The organism is Sphingomonas aestuarii (assembly GCF_054457155.1).
The window spans coordinates 41,403-59,988 of sequence record NZ_JBTKVV010000009.1; the positions used below are offsets into that span (position 1 = coordinate 41,403).

General features: G+C 61.4%; 17 protein-coding genes. 3 read left to right on the plus strand and 14 right to left on the minus strand.

All coding sequences use genetic code 11. From position 1 onward, the window contains the following. The first annotated feature begins 9 nt into the window (after nucleotides 1–9). Nucleotides 10–3,303: a DUF499 domain-containing protein gene (locus tag ACX0GZ_RS13645; RefSeq protein ID WP_458817255.1), complete on the plus strand. Its 3,294-nt coding sequence runs from the start codon at nucleotides 10–12 to the stop codon at nucleotides 3,301–3,303. A gap of 198 nt (nucleotides 3,304–3,501) precedes the next feature. After that, on the plus strand, nucleotides 3,502–4,398 hold the full coding sequence (locus tag ACX0GZ_RS13650; protein WP_130002144.1) for a LysR family transcriptional regulator: 897 nt from the start codon (nucleotides 3,502–3,504) through the stop codon (nucleotides 4,396–4,398). Here ACX0GZ_RS13650 and ACX0GZ_RS13655 read toward each other — a convergent pair. The 12 genes from ACX0GZ_RS13655 to ACX0GZ_RS13710 form a co-directional block, all read right to left on the minus strand. Next, complete coding sequence (locus ACX0GZ_RS13655) at nucleotides 4,386–4,613, minus strand: DUF2274 domain-containing protein (RefSeq protein WP_458817258.1); 228 nt, start codon at nucleotides 4,611–4,613, stop codon at nucleotides 4,386–4,388. The genes ACX0GZ_RS13650 and ACX0GZ_RS13655 overlap by 13 nt on opposite strands. Then, nucleotides 4,610–5,806: a TraB/TrbI/VirB10 family type IV secretion system protein gene (locus ACX0GZ_RS13660; RefSeq protein ID WP_458817303.1), complete on the minus strand. Its 1,197-nt coding sequence runs from the start codon at nucleotides 5,804–5,806 to the stop codon at nucleotides 4,610–4,612. The genes ACX0GZ_RS13655 and ACX0GZ_RS13660 overlap by 4 nt, the downstream gene beginning before the upstream one ends. 83 nt (nucleotides 5,807–5,889) lie before the next feature. Continuing rightward, nucleotides 5,890–6,801 (minus strand): P-type conjugative transfer protein TrbG, encoded by a 912-nt coding sequence (gene trbG / locus ACX0GZ_RS13665; RefSeq protein WP_458817260.1) that lies wholly within the window; start codon nucleotides 6,799–6,801, stop codon nucleotides 5,890–5,892. Next, nucleotides 6,798–7,481 carry a conjugal transfer protein TrbF gene (gene trbF, locus ACX0GZ_RS13670; protein WP_066690921.1) on the minus strand — a complete coding sequence of 228 codons (684 nt, stop codon included), beginning with the start codon at nucleotides 7,479–7,481 and terminating at the stop codon, nucleotides 6,798–6,800. Before trbF ends, trbG begins: the two co-directional genes overlap by 4 nt. 22 nt (nucleotides 7,482–7,503) lie before the next feature. After that, nucleotides 7,504–8,778, minus strand: a complete 1,275-nt coding sequence (gene trbL / locus ACX0GZ_RS13675) for a P-type conjugative transfer protein TrbL (protein ID WP_458817262.1) — start codon at nucleotides 8,776–8,778, stop codon at nucleotides 7,504–7,506. Further along, nucleotides 8,775–9,029 (minus strand): putative entry exclusion protein TrbK-alt, encoded by a 255-nt coding sequence (gene trbK-alt, locus ACX0GZ_RS13680; protein ID WP_084401591.1) that lies wholly within the window; start codon nucleotides 9,027–9,029, stop codon nucleotides 8,775–8,777. Before trbK-alt ends, trbL begins: the two co-directional genes overlap by 4 nt. A gap of 1 nt (nucleotide 9,030) precedes the next feature. Continuing rightward, nucleotides 9,031–9,750: a P-type conjugative transfer protein TrbJ gene (gene trbJ, locus ACX0GZ_RS13685; protein WP_458817264.1), complete on the minus strand. Its 720-nt coding sequence runs from the start codon at nucleotides 9,748–9,750 to the stop codon at nucleotides 9,031–9,033. Continuing rightward, nucleotides 9,747–12,203, minus strand: a complete 2,457-nt coding sequence (gene trbE, locus ACX0GZ_RS13690; protein ID WP_458817266.1) for a conjugal transfer protein TrbE — start codon at nucleotides 12,201–12,203, stop codon at nucleotides 9,747–9,749. Before trbE ends, trbJ begins: the two co-directional genes overlap by 4 nt. Beyond that, nucleotides 12,200–12,469: a VirB3 family type IV secretion system protein gene (locus tag ACX0GZ_RS13695; protein ID WP_086740054.1), complete on the minus strand. Its 270-nt coding sequence runs from the start codon at nucleotides 12,467–12,469 to the stop codon at nucleotides 12,200–12,202. The genes trbE and ACX0GZ_RS13695 overlap by 4 nt, the downstream gene beginning before the upstream one ends. Beyond that, nucleotides 12,469–12,801 (minus strand): TrbC/VirB2 family type IV secretion system protein, encoded by a 333-nt coding sequence (locus ACX0GZ_RS13700; protein ID WP_458817268.1) that lies wholly within the window; start codon nucleotides 12,799–12,801, stop codon nucleotides 12,469–12,471. The genes ACX0GZ_RS13695 and ACX0GZ_RS13700 overlap by 1 nt, the downstream gene beginning before the upstream one ends. Continuing rightward, complete coding sequence (gene trbB, locus ACX0GZ_RS13705; RefSeq protein ID WP_458817270.1) at nucleotides 12,798–13,733, minus strand: P-type conjugative transfer ATPase TrbB; 936 nt, start codon at nucleotides 13,731–13,733, stop codon at nucleotides 12,798–12,800. Before trbB ends, ACX0GZ_RS13700 begins: the two co-directional genes overlap by 4 nt. A gap of 240 nt (nucleotides 13,734–13,973) precedes the next feature. After that, the gene (locus ACX0GZ_RS13710; protein WP_458817272.1) at nucleotides 13,974–14,840 is read right to left on the minus strand and encodes an abortive infection family protein; all 867 of its coding nucleotides are present in this window, start codon (nucleotides 14,838–14,840) and stop codon (nucleotides 13,974–13,976) included. A gap of 114 nt (nucleotides 14,841–14,954) precedes the next feature. Here ACX0GZ_RS13710 and ACX0GZ_RS13715 point away from each other — a divergent pair, with 114 nt between their 5' ends. Then, nucleotides 14,955–16,001, plus strand: a complete 1,047-nt coding sequence (locus tag ACX0GZ_RS13715; protein WP_458817274.1) for a hypothetical protein — start codon at nucleotides 14,955–14,957, stop codon at nucleotides 15,999–16,001. A gap of 118 nt (nucleotides 16,002–16,119) precedes the next feature. On the opposite strand, the gene ACX0GZ_RS13720 is transcribed toward ACX0GZ_RS13715, so the two are convergent. Beyond that, nucleotides 16,120–16,500, minus strand: a complete 381-nt coding sequence (locus ACX0GZ_RS13720; protein WP_458817305.1) for a CopG family transcriptional regulator — start codon at nucleotides 16,498–16,500, stop codon at nucleotides 16,120–16,122. A 20-nt stretch (nucleotides 16,501–16,520) separates the two neighbouring features. Continuing rightward, nucleotides 16,521–18,584 carry a conjugal transfer protein TraG gene (locus ACX0GZ_RS13725; protein ID WP_458817276.1) on the minus strand — a complete coding sequence of 688 codons (2,064 nt, stop codon included), beginning with the start codon at nucleotides 18,582–18,584 and terminating at the stop codon, nucleotides 16,521–16,523. Nucleotides 18,585–18,586: the final 2 nt, after the last annotated feature.

Below are 18,586 nucleotides of genomic sequence, written 5' to 3' on the forward strand. Positions count from 1 at the left end.
GGAACGACCATGGCAAAAAGCACCCGCCAGTATGTGTTCGAAGGCATGGAACTGTTGCCTTCTGCGTTGATCCCGTTCGTGGAAAAGCGCCTCGAAAACTCGATCAAGGGCCATTGGCAGCTGGAAGTGGTCCAGCGCGTTCAAGGGCTGCGCCCCAATTCGAAGGGCGACGTGGGCTGGGACCAGCAAGGTCTTCTCAAGACGATGATGGCCTTCTGGAAGGACGCCTTCGCCACGGTGCTGGGGCATCCCGAGCGTTCGTACGTGTCGGAATTGCTCGATGTCCGAAACAAGCTCTCGCACAACGAGACCTTCACCTACGACGATGCCGACCGCGCCCTCGACTCCATGCGCCGCCTCATGGAATCGATCAGCGCAGGCGATGCGGCTGAGCAGCTCAGTCGGATGCGTGACACAATTCTGCGCACCAAGTTCACCGAGCTTCAGCGCAACGAGGAGCGGCGAAAGACCCAGCGGCTGGAGATTTCGGTCGAAACGGTCGCCGGTCTCAAACCGTGGCGTGAAGTCGTCGAGCCGCACCAGGATGTGGCGACCGGCGAGTTCCAGCAGGCGGAGTTCGCCGCAGATCTCGCCAAGGTCCATTCGGGCAGCGCTCCCGCAGAGTATCGCGATCCGAAGCAGTTCTTCAGCCGCACCTACCTGACAGAGGGATTGAGCACTCTTCTGGTCGGCGCAGCCAAGCGCTTGTCCGGAACCGGCGGCGACCCGGTGGTTGAACTGCAAACCAACTTCGGCGGCGGCAAGACCCACTCGATGCTGGCGCTCTACCACATGGCTGGCACGACACCGGTGCAGGACCTGTCTGGCCTCGACCAGCTGCTTGAGACCAACGGTCTGACGGTGCCCAGTGGCATCAACCGGGCTGTCCTCGTTGGCACGTCGCGTGGCCCGCAGGACGTGCTCAATGCTGATGGCGGCCGGAAGATCAGGACCACCTGGGGCGATCTTGCCTGGCAGCTGGGAGGTGCCGACGCCTTCGACATGGTCGCGGAGAATGACGCGACCGGGATCGCACCCGGCTCGAACCTTCTTGAAGCGATCTTCAAGAAGTGCGCCCCATGCCTCATCCTGATCGACGAATGGGTCGCCTACTTGCGCCAGATCTACAAGGTCGAGGGGCTGCCATCCGGGTCCTTCGATGCAAATCTGTCGTTCGTCCAGGCGCTGACCGAGGCGGTGAAGGCCAGCCCCGGCACGCTGCTGGTGGCGTCCTTGCCGGCGTCGCAGATTGAGGTCGGCGGCGAAGGCGGCCAGGAGGCCTTGGCTCGTCTCAAACAGACGTTCAGCCGCGTCGAATCCTCATGGCGACCGGCCAGCCAGGAGGAGAGCTACGAGATCGTACGTCGGCGCCTGTTCAAGGAAATCCCCGGCGACCGCTTCCACCATCGTGACAACACGTTGAAGCAGTTTGCGAAGCTCTACCGCGAGAACGCCAATGATTTTCCGCAGGGCTGCGCCGATGAAGATTATCGGCGCAAGCTGGAGAAGGCATACCCGATCCACCCCGAACTGTTCGATCAGCTCTATACCTGCTGGGGATCGCTTGAAAAATTCCAGCGTACCCGCGGTGTGCTCCGATTGATGGCCCAGGCCATTCACGAATTGTGGATGAGCGGCGATCCATCGGTCATGATCATGCCGGGCAGTGTCGCCATCAATTCGCCGCGCGTGGAACCCGAACTGCTGCATTATCTTGATGTCAGCTGGCAATCGATCATTGCTGGCGACGTCGATGGCACCGCTTCGACCCCATACAAGATCGACCAATCTGCGCCTAACCTCAACCGCTACTCGGCAACCCGCCGTGTCGCCCGCGCCATCTTCATGGGCACGGCACCTACTCACCAGCAACAGAACACGGGTCTCGACGACAAGCAGATCAACCTCGGCGTCGTTCAGCCGGGCGAGCGGCCAGCCATTTTTGGCGACGCATTGCGGCGCCTGACCAATCAGGCCAAGTTCATGCACTCGGACCTCGGGCGCTACTGGTATTCGATGGCGGCCAGTCTGAATCGCATTGCGACGGACCGAGCGGCTCAGATCGAAGCAGCATTGGTCGATGTGACGATCGACGCAGAGCTGACCAAGTACGTCAATGCGCTGCCCGATCGAGGACATTTCGACGCCGTGCAGGTTGCACCGGCAGGGTCGGCCGAGGTGCCGGATGAGGCCGGTGGAGTCCGGGCGGTGGTCTTGGGTGTAGCGCATCCGCATAATGGCCGGGAAGGCTCGGAAGCGTTGGTTGAAGCCAAGGAAATCCTGATGCAGCGCGGCAGCACGCCGCGCGTGTACCGGAATATGCTGGTATTCATCGCAGCCGATGCAAAGCAGCTCGACAACCTCAAGGACGCTGTTCGCGCATCACTCGCCTGGAATGAAATCGTCCGAGATACGGACCGCCTCAACCTCACACAGAGCGATAGCGCTCTGGCCAAGGCAAAGCTCGCCGAAGCCAACGAAACGGTGAAGACGCGGCTCAAGGAAGCGTGGTGTTACCTTCACTATCCGGCGCAGGAAAGTGCGCAGGCAGACCTTGAATGGGTCTCCGGAAAGATCCCCGCCCAAGACGGATTGCTTGCTCGCGCCAGCAAGAAGCTGATCGGCGAAGAAGGGCTGTTGACCGAACTCGGCCCGACGCGGCTTGATAGGGACCTGCAGAAATACATCTGGAACGACCGGCCCCACCTGCAACTGCGGGATCTGCGCGAATACCTCAACCGCTACATCTACCTGCCCCGTCTCAAGAATCAGGACGTGCTGATCAGGTCTGTGCAGTCCGCAGTGAGTGGGATGCTGCCTGGGCCATTTGCTTATGCGGAGCGTTGGGAAGAATCGACAGGCAGGTATCTTGGTCTGGCGATTGATCACGCCAGCAATGCGATGATCGTCATCGACGGCGATAGCGTCATCATCAGGCCTGAAGTTGCTGAAGCGCACCGACCGGCACCTTCGCAACCCACCGAACCCCAACCGGGAACACCGGAGACCGGCAACCCCGCCGAACCGGGGAGTCAGACGCCGGGTCAGGAACCGACCCCGCCTGTCGAGCGCAATCCGACCCGGTTCAGTGGCACGGTCATGATCTCACCAGATCGCCCCGCCCGTGACATGCACCAGATCGTCGAAGCCATAGTCGAGCAATTAACGACGCTCCAAGGCAGCAAGGTGACTCTGCGGCTCGAGATTGAAGCAGAAGTGCCCGCCGGCCTCGATCGGGCCAAGGTTCGCACACTCATCGAAAATGCCAATACCCTTGGCTTCGCGGAAAAATCTGTCGAGTGACGCAAGCTCGAATTTCTTACAGTGTGGCCCAGATACTTCTCCAAATTGGAGAGATATCTGGGCAGCTCTCTGAACTGTAAAATCTGTGCTTAAGTCCTCGTTTCAATGCACTACATTGCTAATGGCGAATTTTTTCATTGAACTCGAATGCTGAACTTGGCTCAATTGGCATAAGGGACCGAGTTTGGGGGCGGATGCATGACGATCGAGGTTCGGCAGCTGCGCTACGCAGTGCTGACGGCAGACATGAGCAGTTTGTCCCGGGCTGCGGCGGCGCTCAACATGCGACAGGCGACGCTCAGCCAACGGGTAACGCAGCTTGAGGATCAGCTGGGGATCAAGCTCTTCACTCGGTCTACGCGCGGCGCTGAGCCGACCGAAATGGGCAAGGTATTCATCGAATCCGCCCGGCGTATCATCACCGATATCGACAATCTGCAAACCACGGCGCGGGCGGTCAGTTACGGCGAACAAGGTCGGCTCGCGGTTGGCTACAGTTCGTCCCTGATGGCCGGAAACCTCAAGCACACCTTCTCGGATTACCTGGTGCGGTTTCCCGACGTTCAATTCGATGGCGTCGAAGCGGGTCCCGAGCGCCTGCTCCATCGCTTGCAAGCCCGGACGATCGATGTCGCGGTGGCTCCGACAGGTATGGAAGAGGCCGGGATACGGTCGCGACGGGTCTGGTCGGATCGTCTGATGGTGACTCTGCTCGACGGTCATCGCTTGTTGCAGAACGAACGCATCTATTGGTCTGACCTGCGGCGCGAAGTGTTTGTCGTCCCCGGCAGTGGGGTTGGCCCTATCATTTCAAACCTGCTGGCCGCGCGCCTGACCGAGCAAGGCTACCGCCCCAATATCATTGTCCAGGATACAAGCCTGGAAAGCGTCCTCAGCATCGTGTCGGTCGGGCGTTTCATCACGATCGCGACCGAAGCTTCACAGGGCGTGACATGGCCCGGGCTCAATTTCCGGGAAATACATGATCAAGGTGGAACGGCCCGCCTGGAGTTTTCGGTCTACTGGCGCGAGGACAATGAAAATCCCGCGCTGCAACGCTTCTTCACGCTCATCAACGAGCGCTACCCCGCCTGAGAATTTCGACGCCCTTTGGAGAAGCCCCGGTCGGTGGCAATGAACCGCTCCAGCATGGGCGGGACAAGCCTTTCGACCGTGGGCGCCCCCTTGGGATCTCCCCCGTTCACCGCAAGGGCATAGGCGGTAAGATCCCGATGTAGCCGCGCTGGCAGCTCGAGTGTCAGGCGTACAGGCTTTTCGTCGGCAAGATCGGTCAGTTTGAGCCGGGTCATCGCGCTTCTCCTGTCTGAAAGGGCTCAAGGATCAGGTCACGCGTGACAATGATCCGGAGAGCAAACCCCGGACGCACGGTAAGGGTGGGTGGAACATTGAGCTGCCGCTGCACCACCTGCCGCCCCGTCTGGTTGACGGTATCCTGTGTGCCATAGCGCAGTGCCCGGACAAGATCGCTCTCATCACTGGCGACCAGTTCCGTGCCCGCGCCGAGCAGCGTTGAGATCAGGGCAGCCTTAAGCATGTTGCCCCAGTGGAAGTTGGTGCGATCCTGAAGGCCGGCCATACCTGCGACATCTGCACCGGGAAGCCGGTCGAGCAGGATCGAGTGCCCACCCGGGAGGATGAGCCTGTCCCAGGCCAGCAGTACGCGGTTTTGCCCGGACGCGACGTCGCTGTCGTACTCGCCGATCAGACGCGCCCCTTGCGGAATCAGCAGGATGCGTCCGGTGGGACTGTCGTAGACATTCTGCGTGACCTGCGCCGTGATCTGGCCAGGAAGATCCGAGCGAATTCCCGTGATCAACGCGGCGGGAATGATGCTTCCTGCCTGCACGACATTGGGAGACCCAAGCCGCATAATGCGCTCGGGGCTCTCTGTCCCACGATCCGCCCTTCGCTCCAGAAATGAACGGCGACTGGTCGACGGTGAGGCAGGAGCGGCCTGAGCCGCCTCACCGGCGGAATTGGCAATCGCAGGTATTGCGTTAGGCGCCGCATCGGCTCGATTCTCGTTCGCCCGTGTGCCCCCTGCCAGAAACAGCTGACTCGTGCGCGCGCTGTCGCGCTCCTGCGCGGCCCGTTCCCGCGCTTGCTCCGCAGCTATCTGCCTTGGATCGGACGTTGGTGTGTCATTGGCTGGCGGTCCGATTGGGGGAATCGGGACATTTTGACCACCCTGTTGTGCAGCGACGATTGGCCTTCCCAGATCACCTGGTAGCGGAGGCCCTAGTTTGGGGACATCGCTATAGTTGGCTGGCGCGCCGGTCACCTGTTCAGCGCGGTTCCGGCTGTTCGTATCGAAGAGGTTTTCTGGCGGTACAGGCGACTTGGGCTGAAGGGCATAGATGAGCGAACCGCCAATGGCGACGCTGGCAGCCACGCCGAGCGTGGCAAGAGCCTTTCGCGATAGCCGCATTACGCGTGGCGGCTCTCCGCCAAGGCGAAAGCCGTCGGGGCTGGTCGGCGCCATTGGGGCTTCTGCTTCCGGCTTTTCATGCAAATCCTTGAGCAGCTCGTCGGCAGATGGCTGATGATGAACCTGGGAGGATGTGATCATGCCCGTCCCCTGCTGCGGGGAATTTCGCGTACGATGCGAACCTGACGTGCGTTGCGGCCGGCACCGAGCCGCAGCTCGGCTTTATCGAATAGCCGGTCTACGACCATGTAGCGCCCTCGCACCCGATAGTTGACGAGTTCCGCCGAACCGTCTGCGCCGATTACGAAGAGGGGTGGCATATCACCGTTGGCGATGCTCGCGGGGAACTCGATGAAGACCTGGCGTCCGTCATCAAAGACCCGCAATGGTCGCCATTGCGGCCGGTCACCAGACATGCGGTAGTCAAAGCTAAGCGCTGAAAAGTCGATTCCTGCCGCAACCGGGGCGCTGCGTTCGGCTTCGGCCTCAGCGCTGCGCAGAGCAATGAAGGCATCCTGCGGATAGGTCCAGGAGACGGCTGCCATATAGGTGGACGTCGTGGCGCTCAGTTCGAGGTGATAGGTACGACGATTGGTGTTGATGACCAGATTGGTGCTGATATCGGCCCGCGTTGGCTTCACCAAAATGTGGACGCGGCGCGTAAGGCCGGTGCCGCTCACTGTATCTCCGATGATCCAGCGGACTGTATCGCCCGATGCTACCGGCCCCGGCCCCACAAGCTCCTCGCCTTCTTGAAGCATGATATTCGTGACATGCCCCGGTGAGGTGTAGATCTGGAACAGCGCGCCTTCAGCATAGGCATATTGCTGGATCGCATTGAAATAGCTTGTCCGCTCCGGCTGCACGCGCGCCGCAGCGTTTGCGCGACCGATACGTGTTCGCGGGTCTGCAGGTTCGGCAGTGGGCGGCGGCGTCTGCGCAAAAGCCCGAACGGGTGCCCCGCTGGCAATGACAGGGACAGGGATGTTTCCGAGAGCGGTTACCGACAACAGAAGCGACAGGTGCAGCGCGCGTGAATGGGGGATCATTGGCTAAGCTCCTTTGACCAGTTGATGGCGTTGACAAACAGGCCGAGCGGATTCTTGCGCAGCGCGTCAGGTGTTCGTGGCGGCTGCACGACCGTGGTTAGAATGGCGGACCAACGTGTGGTTTCGATCAGCGCCCCGTCTTGATAGCGCCTCTCGGTCCATGCGACGCGGAAGCTGTCGTTCGAGGCACGGATGACGCTTGAGACATCCACTGCGACCTGCACCTTGCCGACTTGGGCGAAAGGATCGTTGCCACGCGCATAGTCGTTGAGCGCCTGTGCGCCGCGGTCAGTGGTGAAGTCGTAGGCTCTGAGCCAGTCCTGCCGCAACACAATGGGATCGGCCGGAATGGAGCGCACCTGCTCGATGAAACGGGCGAGGTGAAAAGCCATTTGAGGATCAGTTGGACGAAAATCGGCGTCTGCCGGAGCAATGGCCTGAGCCTGTCCCAACTTGTCGACTTCGACCACCCATGGGGTGATTGTGCCGCGTGCGGATTGCCAGACCAGACTTCCCGCAAGTCCACCCGAAAGCGCAAGGCAGCCAAAGAATGCCAGGCGCCAGTTTTTCGCCTGGACGCGTGCGGAGCCAATACGATCGTCCCACACCTGCGCTGCGCGCTGATAGGGAGTGACGGGTTCGGGACTTGCCCCGTAGCGGATGGATGGACGTCGAAACATGGTGATGTCCTCGTGGATGATTTCAGCTCTTGTCGGTGATGTCGGGGCCTGAGCCGCTGCCATGGCTGTCGCCGCCCTTCAGCGTGTGCGTGGCAATGGAGGCGCCTTGGCCCATGGTCTGCCGGCGCCGCATTGCTGTTGCCCAAGCCGGTGGACCGTCAGGCGTCGCTGTTCCGTCTTTGGGGGCGTCAGCCTTCGCCGAGGCATAGTTGGCCTTGAGGCTATTGGCTGCGCGCTTGAGCGGCGAGGTTGCAGCGTCGGCGGCCGATTTCGCGACGTTGGCAAAACCCGATGCCGCTGCGGCCCCGCCAGTCTTGCCGGCGGCGCCTGCTGCGTAGGCGCGCGAGGCACCACCCGCGGCGCGAGCGCCTCCAGTGGCAGCTCCTGCCATGGCCGATCCGGCGGCACCCGCAGCAAGCTTGGCGCCCGCGATACCACCAGCCAATGTAGCACCTGCAGCAATCGCCGTTCCTGCCACCGCGCCTGCGCCGAGCTGCGGGCCACCGGCAACGATGCCGTTAGCGATGCTGGGACCAAAAATGCCGAGGCCGAGCAGTGTCAATGCAGCCAGAGCAATGGCCATGACCTGCTGGATGTCAGGTTCGGCGCCAAGCCCGGCGTTGATGAACTGCGAAAAAAGAGTGGTGCCGATGCCGGTGATGACGGCCAGCACGAGGACCTTGATCCCCGACGAAATGATATGCCCAAGAACGCGCTCTGCCATGAAGGCGGTGCGTCCAAAGAAGGCAAACGGTAGCAGGACGAAGCCTGCAAGCGTGACCAGCTTGAACTCGATGATCGTGACGAAGACCTGGATTGCCAGCACGAAGAAGGCGATTACGACGATCACCCAGGCAATCAGCAGGATGAGGATCTGCACGAAGTTTGTGAAGAGCCCTACCGGTCCGACGAGGTCTGCGGTCGCATCGATCAGAGGCTGTCCGGCATCAAGCCCGGTGGCGGCGACGACACCGGGGCGCATGAAATCGCCAATCGCCATGCCGCTGCCGCTGGCCTGGAGGCCGAGACCGGCAAAGCTCTGGAGCATGATCCCGGCGAGGTTCGAGAAGTTGCCGATGATGAATGCGAAAGTGCCGATATAGAGCGTCTTCTTGATCAGACGCTGCAGGACATCCTCGTCCGTGCCCCAAGCCCAGAACAAGGCCGCCAGGGTGACGTCGATCACGATCAGGGTCGATGACAGGAACCCCACCTCGCCGCCCAGCAGGCCAAAGCCACTGTCGATATATTGGATGAAGACCGCCAGGAACTGGTCGATCACGCCGGTGTCATTCATCGGTGACCATCCCTTCCATGGAAAAATCGCTGGCGTTCGGCATCCCAGACGGCGTCGCACCCAGATTCCGGCATGGTGATTGTCCGACAGCGCCTGAGTTCGGCGGCATGAGGGTCGGGAGACGTTGCCTCGTCAGCGACAAGGATGGTCGTCGTTGGCACCACTGGCGACCGCGTTGCCGAAGCAATCGCGATCGCCATGAGGAGCCCGCCAAGTGCTGCGGCCGCCGCCAACTTGACCGACCGGCTCATGTCAGTTGCGGGTCCGGAAGCGGCGGAAGCGCTCGCGTCCGTCAGCCTCAGTCGCTGCACTGCGGGCAGCTTCCAGTGCCTGTGCGCGGCCCTGCGCCGCGATGACCGCTGTCAGATCGGCAAGCTGCTGGGTCTGCAACGCGAGCAGCTGATTTCCCGCCTGTGCTGCCTGAAGAGCGCCTGTTGCCGACTGGCTGGCACCAACAAGCGTCGTGATGGTGCTGCGGGTCGCGCCGAGATTGCCAACGATCCCGGCCTGAACCTTCATGGCATCTTCAAACGCGCCGACGCTGTCCTGCCAGCGGGCATCGGCATTGGCGACCATCTGAGCCTGCCCCGCTGACAGGGCTGCGCCCTTGTAGCGACCGTTGAACACCTGCTGGACGTCGTTTACATCGTAGGCGATCCGCTGCGCCTGGTTGAGCAACTGCCGTGTCTGATCGACCTGTTGCTGGAGCGTCTGGATCGTCGACACCGGCAAGCTGGCGAGATTGCGCGCTTCGTTGATCAAGCTGGTCGCCTGATTCTGGATCTGCTGGATCTGGTTGTTGATCTGCTGCAGCGTCCGGGCGGCGGTCAGCACGTTTTGCGCGTAGTTGCTGGGATCATAGACAATCCCGCCGAGCTGGGCCTGCGCTGGCGCGGCGATCATGGTGCCTGCCACCAGCGAGGTGGCGATTGCCGTCGCCATGAGGGTGCGGCGGAGGACGGGAATTTTCATGGGAGGATTTCCTTTCCGTTGAGTGCGGGCGGCGGGGGAGGAAGCAGTTCGGCCGCCCATGCGAGGCTGCGATGCCGGAGCCAGGCCGCGGCAAAACCGTCGCGGCCATGGGCAGCGACAAGTTCGGCAATGCGGAGCTGGTCGGATTTGGAGGATGCCGCGCTGAAGGCGAGTGCGACCTCGCCAAGGCCAAGTTCGAACAGGCGATTGCCGCGCCGTGACTGGCAGTAATAATCGCGCTTCGGCGTGGCCCGGCTCAGGATCTCGATTTGCCGGTCATTCAGTCCAAAGCGCTCATACACCTTGGCAATCTGGGGTTCGGCGGCCCGCTCGTTAGGCAGAAATATCCGCGTCGGGCAGCTCTCGATGATGGCCGGCGCGATAGCCGAGGTCTCGATGTCGGCAAGGCTTTGCGTGGCGAAGATGACGCTGGCATTCTTCTTGCGCAGCGTCTTCAGCCATTCGCGCAGTTGTGCGGCAAAGGCCGGGCTATCGAGCACCAGCCAGCCCTCATCGATGATGATCATGGTTGGCGAGCCGTCGAGCCGACCTTCGATCCGGTGAAACAGATAGGCGAGAACAGCCGCAGCCGACGACGCGCCGATTAGACCCTCGGTCTCGAATGCCTGGACCGGGGCCTCACCAAGACGTTCCTGCTCGGCATCAAGCAGCCTGCCCCAGGGGCCTCCGACGAGGTAGGGCGACAGCGCCTGTTTCAGCTCCTGCGATTGCAGCAGTACGGCTAGTCCGGTCAGGGTGCGTTCGGGCGGCGGGGCGGACGCAAGTGACGTCAGCGCCGACCAGAGATGCTCCTTTGCCGCCGGGTCAACATGCACGCCTTCGCCCGCGAACATCGCTGCCAGCCATTCCGCGGCCCAGGCGCGCTCACCCGGATTGTCGATGCGGGCGAGCGGTTGAAGCGCGACGGCCGTGTTGTCATCCTCATCTGCGCTGAGGGCACCGCCCAGGTCCTGCCAATCGCCGCCCATTCCAAGTGCTGCGGCCCGGATGGAACCGCCGAAGTCGAAGACGAAGATTTGCGAGCCGGGGTAGCGCCGGAATTGCAGCGCCATCAGCGCAAGCAGCACCGATTTCCCGGCCCCTGTCGGGCCAACAATCAGGCTGTGGCCGACATCGCCGACATGAAGGGAAAGGCGGAACGGGGTCGAGCCTTCGGTCTTGCCGTAAAGCAAGGGGGCGTCACCGAAATGCTCGTCCCGTTCCGCTCCCGCCCATACCGCTGACAGGGGGATCAGGTGGGCGAGATTGAGCGTGGAAATGGGGGGCTGGCGGACATTGGCGTAGACATGGCCGGGGAGCGATCCCAGCCACGCCTCGATCGCGTTCATGCCCTCGATCGTGCAGGTAAAATCGCGGCCCTGGATGACCTTCTCGACCAGGCGAAGCTTCTCGGCAGCAAGCGCCGGATCGCGGTCCCAAACGGTGACCGTTGCCGTAACGTAGGCAATGCCGGCATGGTCGGCGCCGAGTTCCTGAAGCGCCATGTCAGCGTCGGCAGCTTTGTTCGAAGCGTCCGAATCCATGAGTACCGATTGCTCGTTGGTCATCACCTCCTTGAGAATGGCGGCGACCGATTTGCGCTTGGCGAACCATTGGCGGCGGATTTTTGCCAGCAGCTTGGTTGCATCGGTCTTGTCGAGCATGATCGCACGGGTCGACCACCGGTATGGAAATGCCTGCCGGTTGAGTTCGTCGAGCAGTCCGGGAAATGTTGCGGTCGGGAAGCCGGTAATGGTGAGCGTGCGCAGATGGGCTTGCCCCAGCTTTGGTTCGAGACCGCCGGTCAGCGGCTCGTCGGTCAGCAAGGCGTCGAGATAGACGGGCGTTTCGGGAACGCGGACATGCTGGATTTTGGTGGAAACAGTGCTGTGAAGATAGGTCAGCGTCGCGCGATCATCGAGCCAGCCGGCATCGGGCATGAAGCCCTCGACAAGGTGCAGTACGCGGTTCGTCCGATCGACGAAGGACTTAACCAGCTCGTTTGGGTCGACACCCGTCGCCGCCTTGCCCTCGTAGAGCCAGCTTTCGGCACGGGCCGCATCCTCCGGTGGCGGCATCCACAGCAGGGTGAGGTAGTAGCCGCTCTCGAAGTGCGCTCCCTCTTCGCGAAACTGCTCACGACGTTCCATGTCGACCAGTGCCGAAACGGGATCGGGGAAATTGCTGTGCGGGTAAGCCTGTGCGGGGATACGCTGCGCTTCGACGAACACGGCCCATCCCGAGCCCAGTCGCCTTAGGGCATTATTGAGGCGTGATGTCACGGCTACCAGCTCAGCGGGCGTGGCGCTGTCGAGATCCGGACCGCGAAAGCGCGCCGTGCGCTGAAACGATCCATCCTTGTTGAGCACCACGCCCGGCCCCACCAGTGCGACCCAGGGGAGGAAGTCGGCCAGACTGGCGGATTTGGCGCGGTATTCGCGGAGCGACATCATGGCCGCACCCACGTCGGATATTTGAGGTGACGGCGCGCGACATCGACGAACTGGGGATCACGCCGGGCCGCCCAGACAGCGAGTGCGTGTCCGATTGCCCATATCGCGAGGCCCGCGATCCACAGACGTAAGCCGAGGCCAATCGCGCCCGCCAACGTACCATTGACGATTGCCAGAGCACGAGGGGCACCGCCGAGCAGAATCGGCTCTGCCAGCGCGCGGTGGACCGGCGCGTAGAAACCCAAGATATCGTCAGCCGGTGGCATCAGATGAGCGCCCCGCCGCCAAAGCTGAAGAAGCTGAGGAAGAAGCTCGATGCGGCAAAGGCGATCGAGAGGCCGAAAACGATCTGGATCAGCCGGCGAAAGCCGCCGGACGTATCGCCGAACGCCAGGCTGAGGCCGGTGACGATGATGATGATCACCGCGACAATCTTGGCGACCGGCCCTTCGATGCTTTCAAGGATCGATTGCAGTGGTGCTTCCCACGGCATCGACGATCCACCAGCAAGGGCCGGGGTGGAAGTGGTCACCGCAACAAATGCTGCGGCAGCGGCGAGCGAAGCACGAGTGGTGCCACGCCGGAGGGCACGGGTCATAGGAGGTCTCCTTGAGTTTGGGTGGCGGGGATCAGTCGATAATCGCCGGTGACAGGGTCGAGCCCGTCGACGCGGGCCAGTTCAGCGAGACGTCGTCCCGTGCCCTCGCGCACCAGCACGGCAACGAGGTTGATAGTCTCGGCAATCAGCGCGCGCGGAACGGTGACGACCGCTTCCTGGATTAATTGCTCCATCCGCCGAAGTGCGCCCATGGCGCTTCCGGCATGGATCGTTCCGATCCCGCCTGGGTGACCAGTGCCCCAGGCTTTGAGCAGATCGAGCGCCTCGGCGCCGCGCACTTCGCCAATCGGGATCCGGTCAGGGCGAAGCCGAAGACTGGAGCGCACGAGGTCGGAGAGGGAGGCCACCCCGTCCTTGGTTCGCATCGCGACAAGATTGGGCGCGCAGCATTGCAGCTCGCGGGTGTCTTCGATCAGCACGACCCGATCGGTGGTCTTGGCGACCTCTGCGAGCAGCGCGTTGGTCAGCGTCGTCTTGCCGGTGCCAGTGCCTCCGGCGACCAGGATGTTCAGCCGGTCTGACACGCCGGACCGAAGCAGGTCTGCTTCGGGTCCGGACATGATCCCGGCATTGACATAATCTTCCAGCAGAAACACCGCCACAGCAGGCTTGCGAATGGCAAATGTGGGAGCAGCCACCACCGGTGGCAGCAGTCCTTCGAACCTTTCCCCGCTTTCCGGCAGCTCCGCAGACACACGGGGCGCATCGCCGTGAACTTCGGCACCGACATGATGGGCCACGAGCCGGATGATGCGCTCACCATCGGCTGCGGTGAGCTGTACCCCGGTATCGGACAGGCCCAAGCCCAACCGATCGACCCAGAGCCGCCCATCAGGATTGAGCATGATCTCGATAACCTGCGGGTCGGCAAGCCAGGTCGCGATCGACGCACCCATCGCGGTGCGCAGCATGCGTGCGCCGCGTGAACGTGCCTCGATTTTGACTGGCTCAACGCCCATCGGATTCCCCGCCTTGGGAGCAGGACAAGATAGTCCTGCTCGACGGGGACGATTAAGAGAGGCAGAAAAGGCGAAGATTCAACAATGATTTAGCGTCGTAGTAGTGGGGCGCAGAAAAACAGGGATGGGCGTAGTTTGCGCGTTTTCAAACCTGTTGAAGATGGCTTTCGAGTACGCAGCAGAGACGTTGGGTTAATTGCTTTCGTTGTCTTTGGAGGTTTCCAAGTGAGTCTGGAGAGCAAAGGTCACAAGCGCGCTTGCGGCTCCGACTGCAAGTCTCGCGTGCCGTGAACTGACACCGCGTGCTTTACCATCTCGACCATGGCCAGTGCCATAGAGACTGCGCACTTCAGCCAATCCTTGAACGACCGTCGCCAAATTGCTGAGCAAGACCCTGATTGTCTTTGCGCCCTTGGCCGCATCTGGCACGTCATCTGGTAGAAGCTTAAGCGATGCGAAAGCCTTTTTACCAAGCTGGGGAAGGTCTTCCTTGTCATACGCGATGTTGCGCTCGCGCAGAATCGTCTTGAAACAGCTTTCGACCAGCTCCTTGGCAGTGCCGATTGCCAGTGCCGGATCGGCGTCAATTGAGGCTTCGATGCGCTTGATCTGGTCGGTGATGTGGGCAGCATCGAACTGCTCGGCGATCGCCTTGGCGTCAGCGAGCCGTGCGGCGGCGGTCACAGGCACGATGGTGCCTGCTCGATATTCGTAGCCGTCGCGCGCAAGTTGCTGCTGAAACTTGTCGAGCTGCTGGCGCGGATAGGTGTCGTCGGTGCTGCTCCACGGATAGGTCTGGCCGATCTGGCGTTCGAGGTTGCCCATGAACACGGCAAGGACGGTGAGGAACTTACGAATGTCGGCGGGAGCCGTGAAATCGAGGCCGTTGTAATAGGATTGGACAAGCTGGCGTCGCTGGCCCTGTGACAGGCCTGTTTGTTCGGGCGGCGGGCCGAGGGGCACCCCGGCGGCTTCAAATTCATCTTCGATTTCGCGCAAGACCGAATTTGCCGATAGGTACTCCATGAGCAGATTGCGAAGGCGGCGGCTGATTTCCATGTATTGATTGTGGCGAAATACCCCTGTTTTGCAACGCTGTAATCGCCGTGGCAGGCCGCAGTAGAACGGTTGGTCAAAATCGGGCAGAGTAATCGGCGATAGGGGCATGACTGCATGGAATCCGAGAAAAAATCTTTCCCTGAATTTATAATTCCCAAAATGTCGATTGGCGAAGTCGCGCCGCACGGCGAGCTGTTCCAGCGTGGTCTGAGCTTTGGCGCATTGCGTGATCTTGACGAAGCGGATCAGGACGGTGATCTGCCAGCAGACGAACTGGCAAGCCAAGTCATCCTGGCCGTGGTGCGTACCGGCCAAGATGAGCCACTGACGCCGGAAGAGGTCAGCGCATTGGACGCGGATGCGCGACGCATGATCGTGCAGGCCATCATCGAGAAAAATCGGGATGAGTTTGTCGAGGATCGCAACGAGAAGGGGAAGGGTTTTGATCTTGCCCTGATGAGCGTGCCGATTCAGCAGGGCGAGGGAGAGAGCGACGAAGAGTTTTTAGCGCGCGGCATTCGCGCGGAGCTGGCGGCGAACAAGGCGCGGCTCAAAAGCATGATTGGAGGCCTGAGCGAGCACATGCAATCGGTTCTTGGCCCTGGCCTTTCCGCCAACATGGGCGCGTCCCGATCATTGTCACATGTGCTCGGCTCTATTCGGGCAGAGCCTGCACCGATCAGGATGCCGGAGATTCCGCGCAATCCGATTTACGACACCAATGAGATATTGGGCGAGGTTGCCGGTCAAATCGAGCAGATGCGTGATCTGGCGGCGGCGACGGCAGAGATGCAGAGAACTTTAAATGATACGGCTACCGCAGCAGTGGCTGATTTCAGCTACAGTGCCGAGCAATCCTTTAATGCCGCAAAGCAAGGCCTCAAGATCGCCAGGAACACCCTATACGCAACAATTCTCGCAGTGTTTGTCTCTGTCGTGGCTGTGGGGATTTCACTCTGGTCAATGAATAGCCAGGATGCGGGCGCAGAGGCGCGCGAAGCGGCTCTGCGCGCACAGACCCAGCGGCTGATAGCGACGGAGACCGAACTGGTGCGCACGATTGGCGATCTGCGCGAAGAGGTTGAAGATATGCGCGCGGATGCCGCTGCGCGGGACGCGGCAGCGGCAAAGGCAACGCCCCGCCAACGCGAGCCGAACTAATCGACCTTCAAGGTAGCGGAACCGACATGCTGACCAATTCAGAAAATTCCGAGGTCGTGGGACTGCGCCAATGACGGGGTGCAGACGTCAATGACGGTCGGCCAGACGGTTGGTCTGTTCACATTTCAACTTCATCCCGCAGCTTCGGCCCAGCCTCCATACGCCGCGCTAAGGACTCTACAAAGGCCTGATACCGCTTTTTCCCGGTTGCCTGTGCCGCCCGCATTGCCTCGTCGGGCAACGGAGCATTGCTGGTCAGCCAGAACCGCACGAAGATCGCAAACGCTTCATTCGACAACTCCACATGCCATTCAAGGCGCTCAAGATGCCGCGAAATGCGGTCGAGTCGTTTGGTCAGCACAGCCTCGACCCGTTCCTCCTGGTCAGGCGTGAGCATCGAAGCGAGCGCGGCCTCGAGGACTTCCGTTTGCGACACCCGCCTGGACCGCGCACGCTCCGAAAGCTGTCGCGCCAAGTGGGCATCGATGCGGAACGTCATCTTTTGGCGATCAGGCTTCTTCACAGCTCGATTCCATCGTCTGGATCGAGCGAGGCATTACGCGCATTGCGCCGCATGGCCCGGTCAATGGCCTGCCGGTTCTGTATTGTCTCGTCCGGGGATGTGTCGGCGTCGGGATCGAACGGGTTGAAGGGACGGTCCGGCTCCGGCGCGATATTCTCATGCTCAGGCAGGCCGGGCTCATGGCGGATACCGCTGGTCTCGGTCTGACTATCGGCCTTCGACTTCATGTTGCGCCTCTTGACGGACGCATTGGGCCTGGTGGTTTTCAAAGCTCCTATCGCTGCGGGCCGTCCATTGGCCTCGGGAGCCTGGAGAAGCTGTTCGGCTTGGATGGGCTCACGGCCAGACCAATCATCTGCAGCAGCTTTCGAGAAATTGGCGTGTACCGGCTTGGGTGGCTCGAGCACACGGATGGTGAATCGCGGGTCTCGGAAATAGCGGGCCTTGTGCGCACGGATCGGCGGGATCCCAGCAGCCATCACGACCTCGTCATCTGGGGGCAGTTGCATCACTTCGCCGGGCGTCAGCAAGGCCCGTGCTGTCTCGGAGCGCGAGACCATGAGATGCCCCAGCCATGGTGAAAGTCGGTGCCCTGCATAATTCTTCATGGCCCGCATTTCCGTCGCGGTTCCCAAGGCTTCCGAGATTCGCTTCGCAGTCCGCTCGTCATTGGTCGCAAAACTGACCCTGACGTGACAGTTGTCGAGGATGGCATTGTTCTGGCCGTAAGCCTTCTCGATCTGGTTCAATGACTGCGCGATCAGGAAAGCCTTGATCCCGTAGCCCGCCATGAAGGCAAGTGCGCTCTCGAAGAAATCTAGCCGTCCGAGCGCCGGAAACTCGTCGAGCATGAGAAGCAGACGCTGCGGACGATTGCCGGGATTGAGGTCTTCGGTCAGGCGTCGGCCGATCTGGTTGAGGAGCAGCCGGATGAGCGGCTTGGTCCGGCTGATGTCACCGGGCGGAATGACGAGATACAGCGAGGTCGGATGCTGACCGGCCATAAGGTCTGCGATGCGCCAATGCGACGCGCTGGTGACCTTCGCCACCACCGGATCGCGGTAGAGCCCAAGGAACGACATCGCGGTCGACAGCACGCCGGACCGCTCATTGTCCGATTTGTTGAGCAGTTCCTGCGCCGCTGCCGCCACGACGGGGTGGACACCCTTTTCACCAAGATGCCGGGTGGCTTTCATCCGGTGCAGCGTCGTTTCGATCCCGCAGCGCGGATCAGACAGGAACGCGGCGACCCCGGCGAGCGATTTGTCCTTTTCGGCATAGAGCACGTGAAGGATCGCGCCGACAAGCAAAGCATGGCTGGTCTTTTCCCAGTGGTTGCGCTTTTCAAGGCTGCCTTCAGGATCGACCAGCACGTCGGCGACATTCTGCACATCGCGCACTTCCCATTCGCCGCGCCGGACCTCGAGCAGAGGATTGTAAGCGGCGGAAGCGGGATTGGTCGGATCGAACAGTAGAACGCGGCCATGGCGAGCGCGAAAGCCTGCCGTGAGCTGCCAGTTCTCGCCCTTGATGTCGTGAATGATCGCCGATCCGGGCCAGGTCAGCAGCGTTGGAACGACCAGGCCCACACCTTTGCCTGACCGTGTCGGTGCGAAGCAGAGGACATGCTCAGGCCCGTCATGCCGGAGATAGGTGTCCGCGAAGCGTCCGAGTACCACACCAGCATCTCCGAGCATGCCCGCCTTGCGGATTTCGCGCTCATTGGCCCACCGCGCCGAGCCATAGGTTTCGGCCTTCCGGCGTTCGCGGGCACGCCAGACAGACATGGCGATAGCGACCATGAAGGACAGAAATCCGCCTGATACTGCAATGAGGGCACCGCGCTCGAATACTGACGGCGCATAGGCATCGAATGCGAACCACCACCAGAAGAAGGCCGGTGGCGGATAGACGGGGGAAGCGCCGATCCAAAACCACGGCTGTCCCAGTTCCGGCTGATAGCCGAGCGCGGCAGCGGTCCACTGGGTCGCGCTCCAGATGGTGAAGAGGATAATCGCGAACACGGCCAATATCTGGCCCCAGAGAATCTTGTCATTCATGG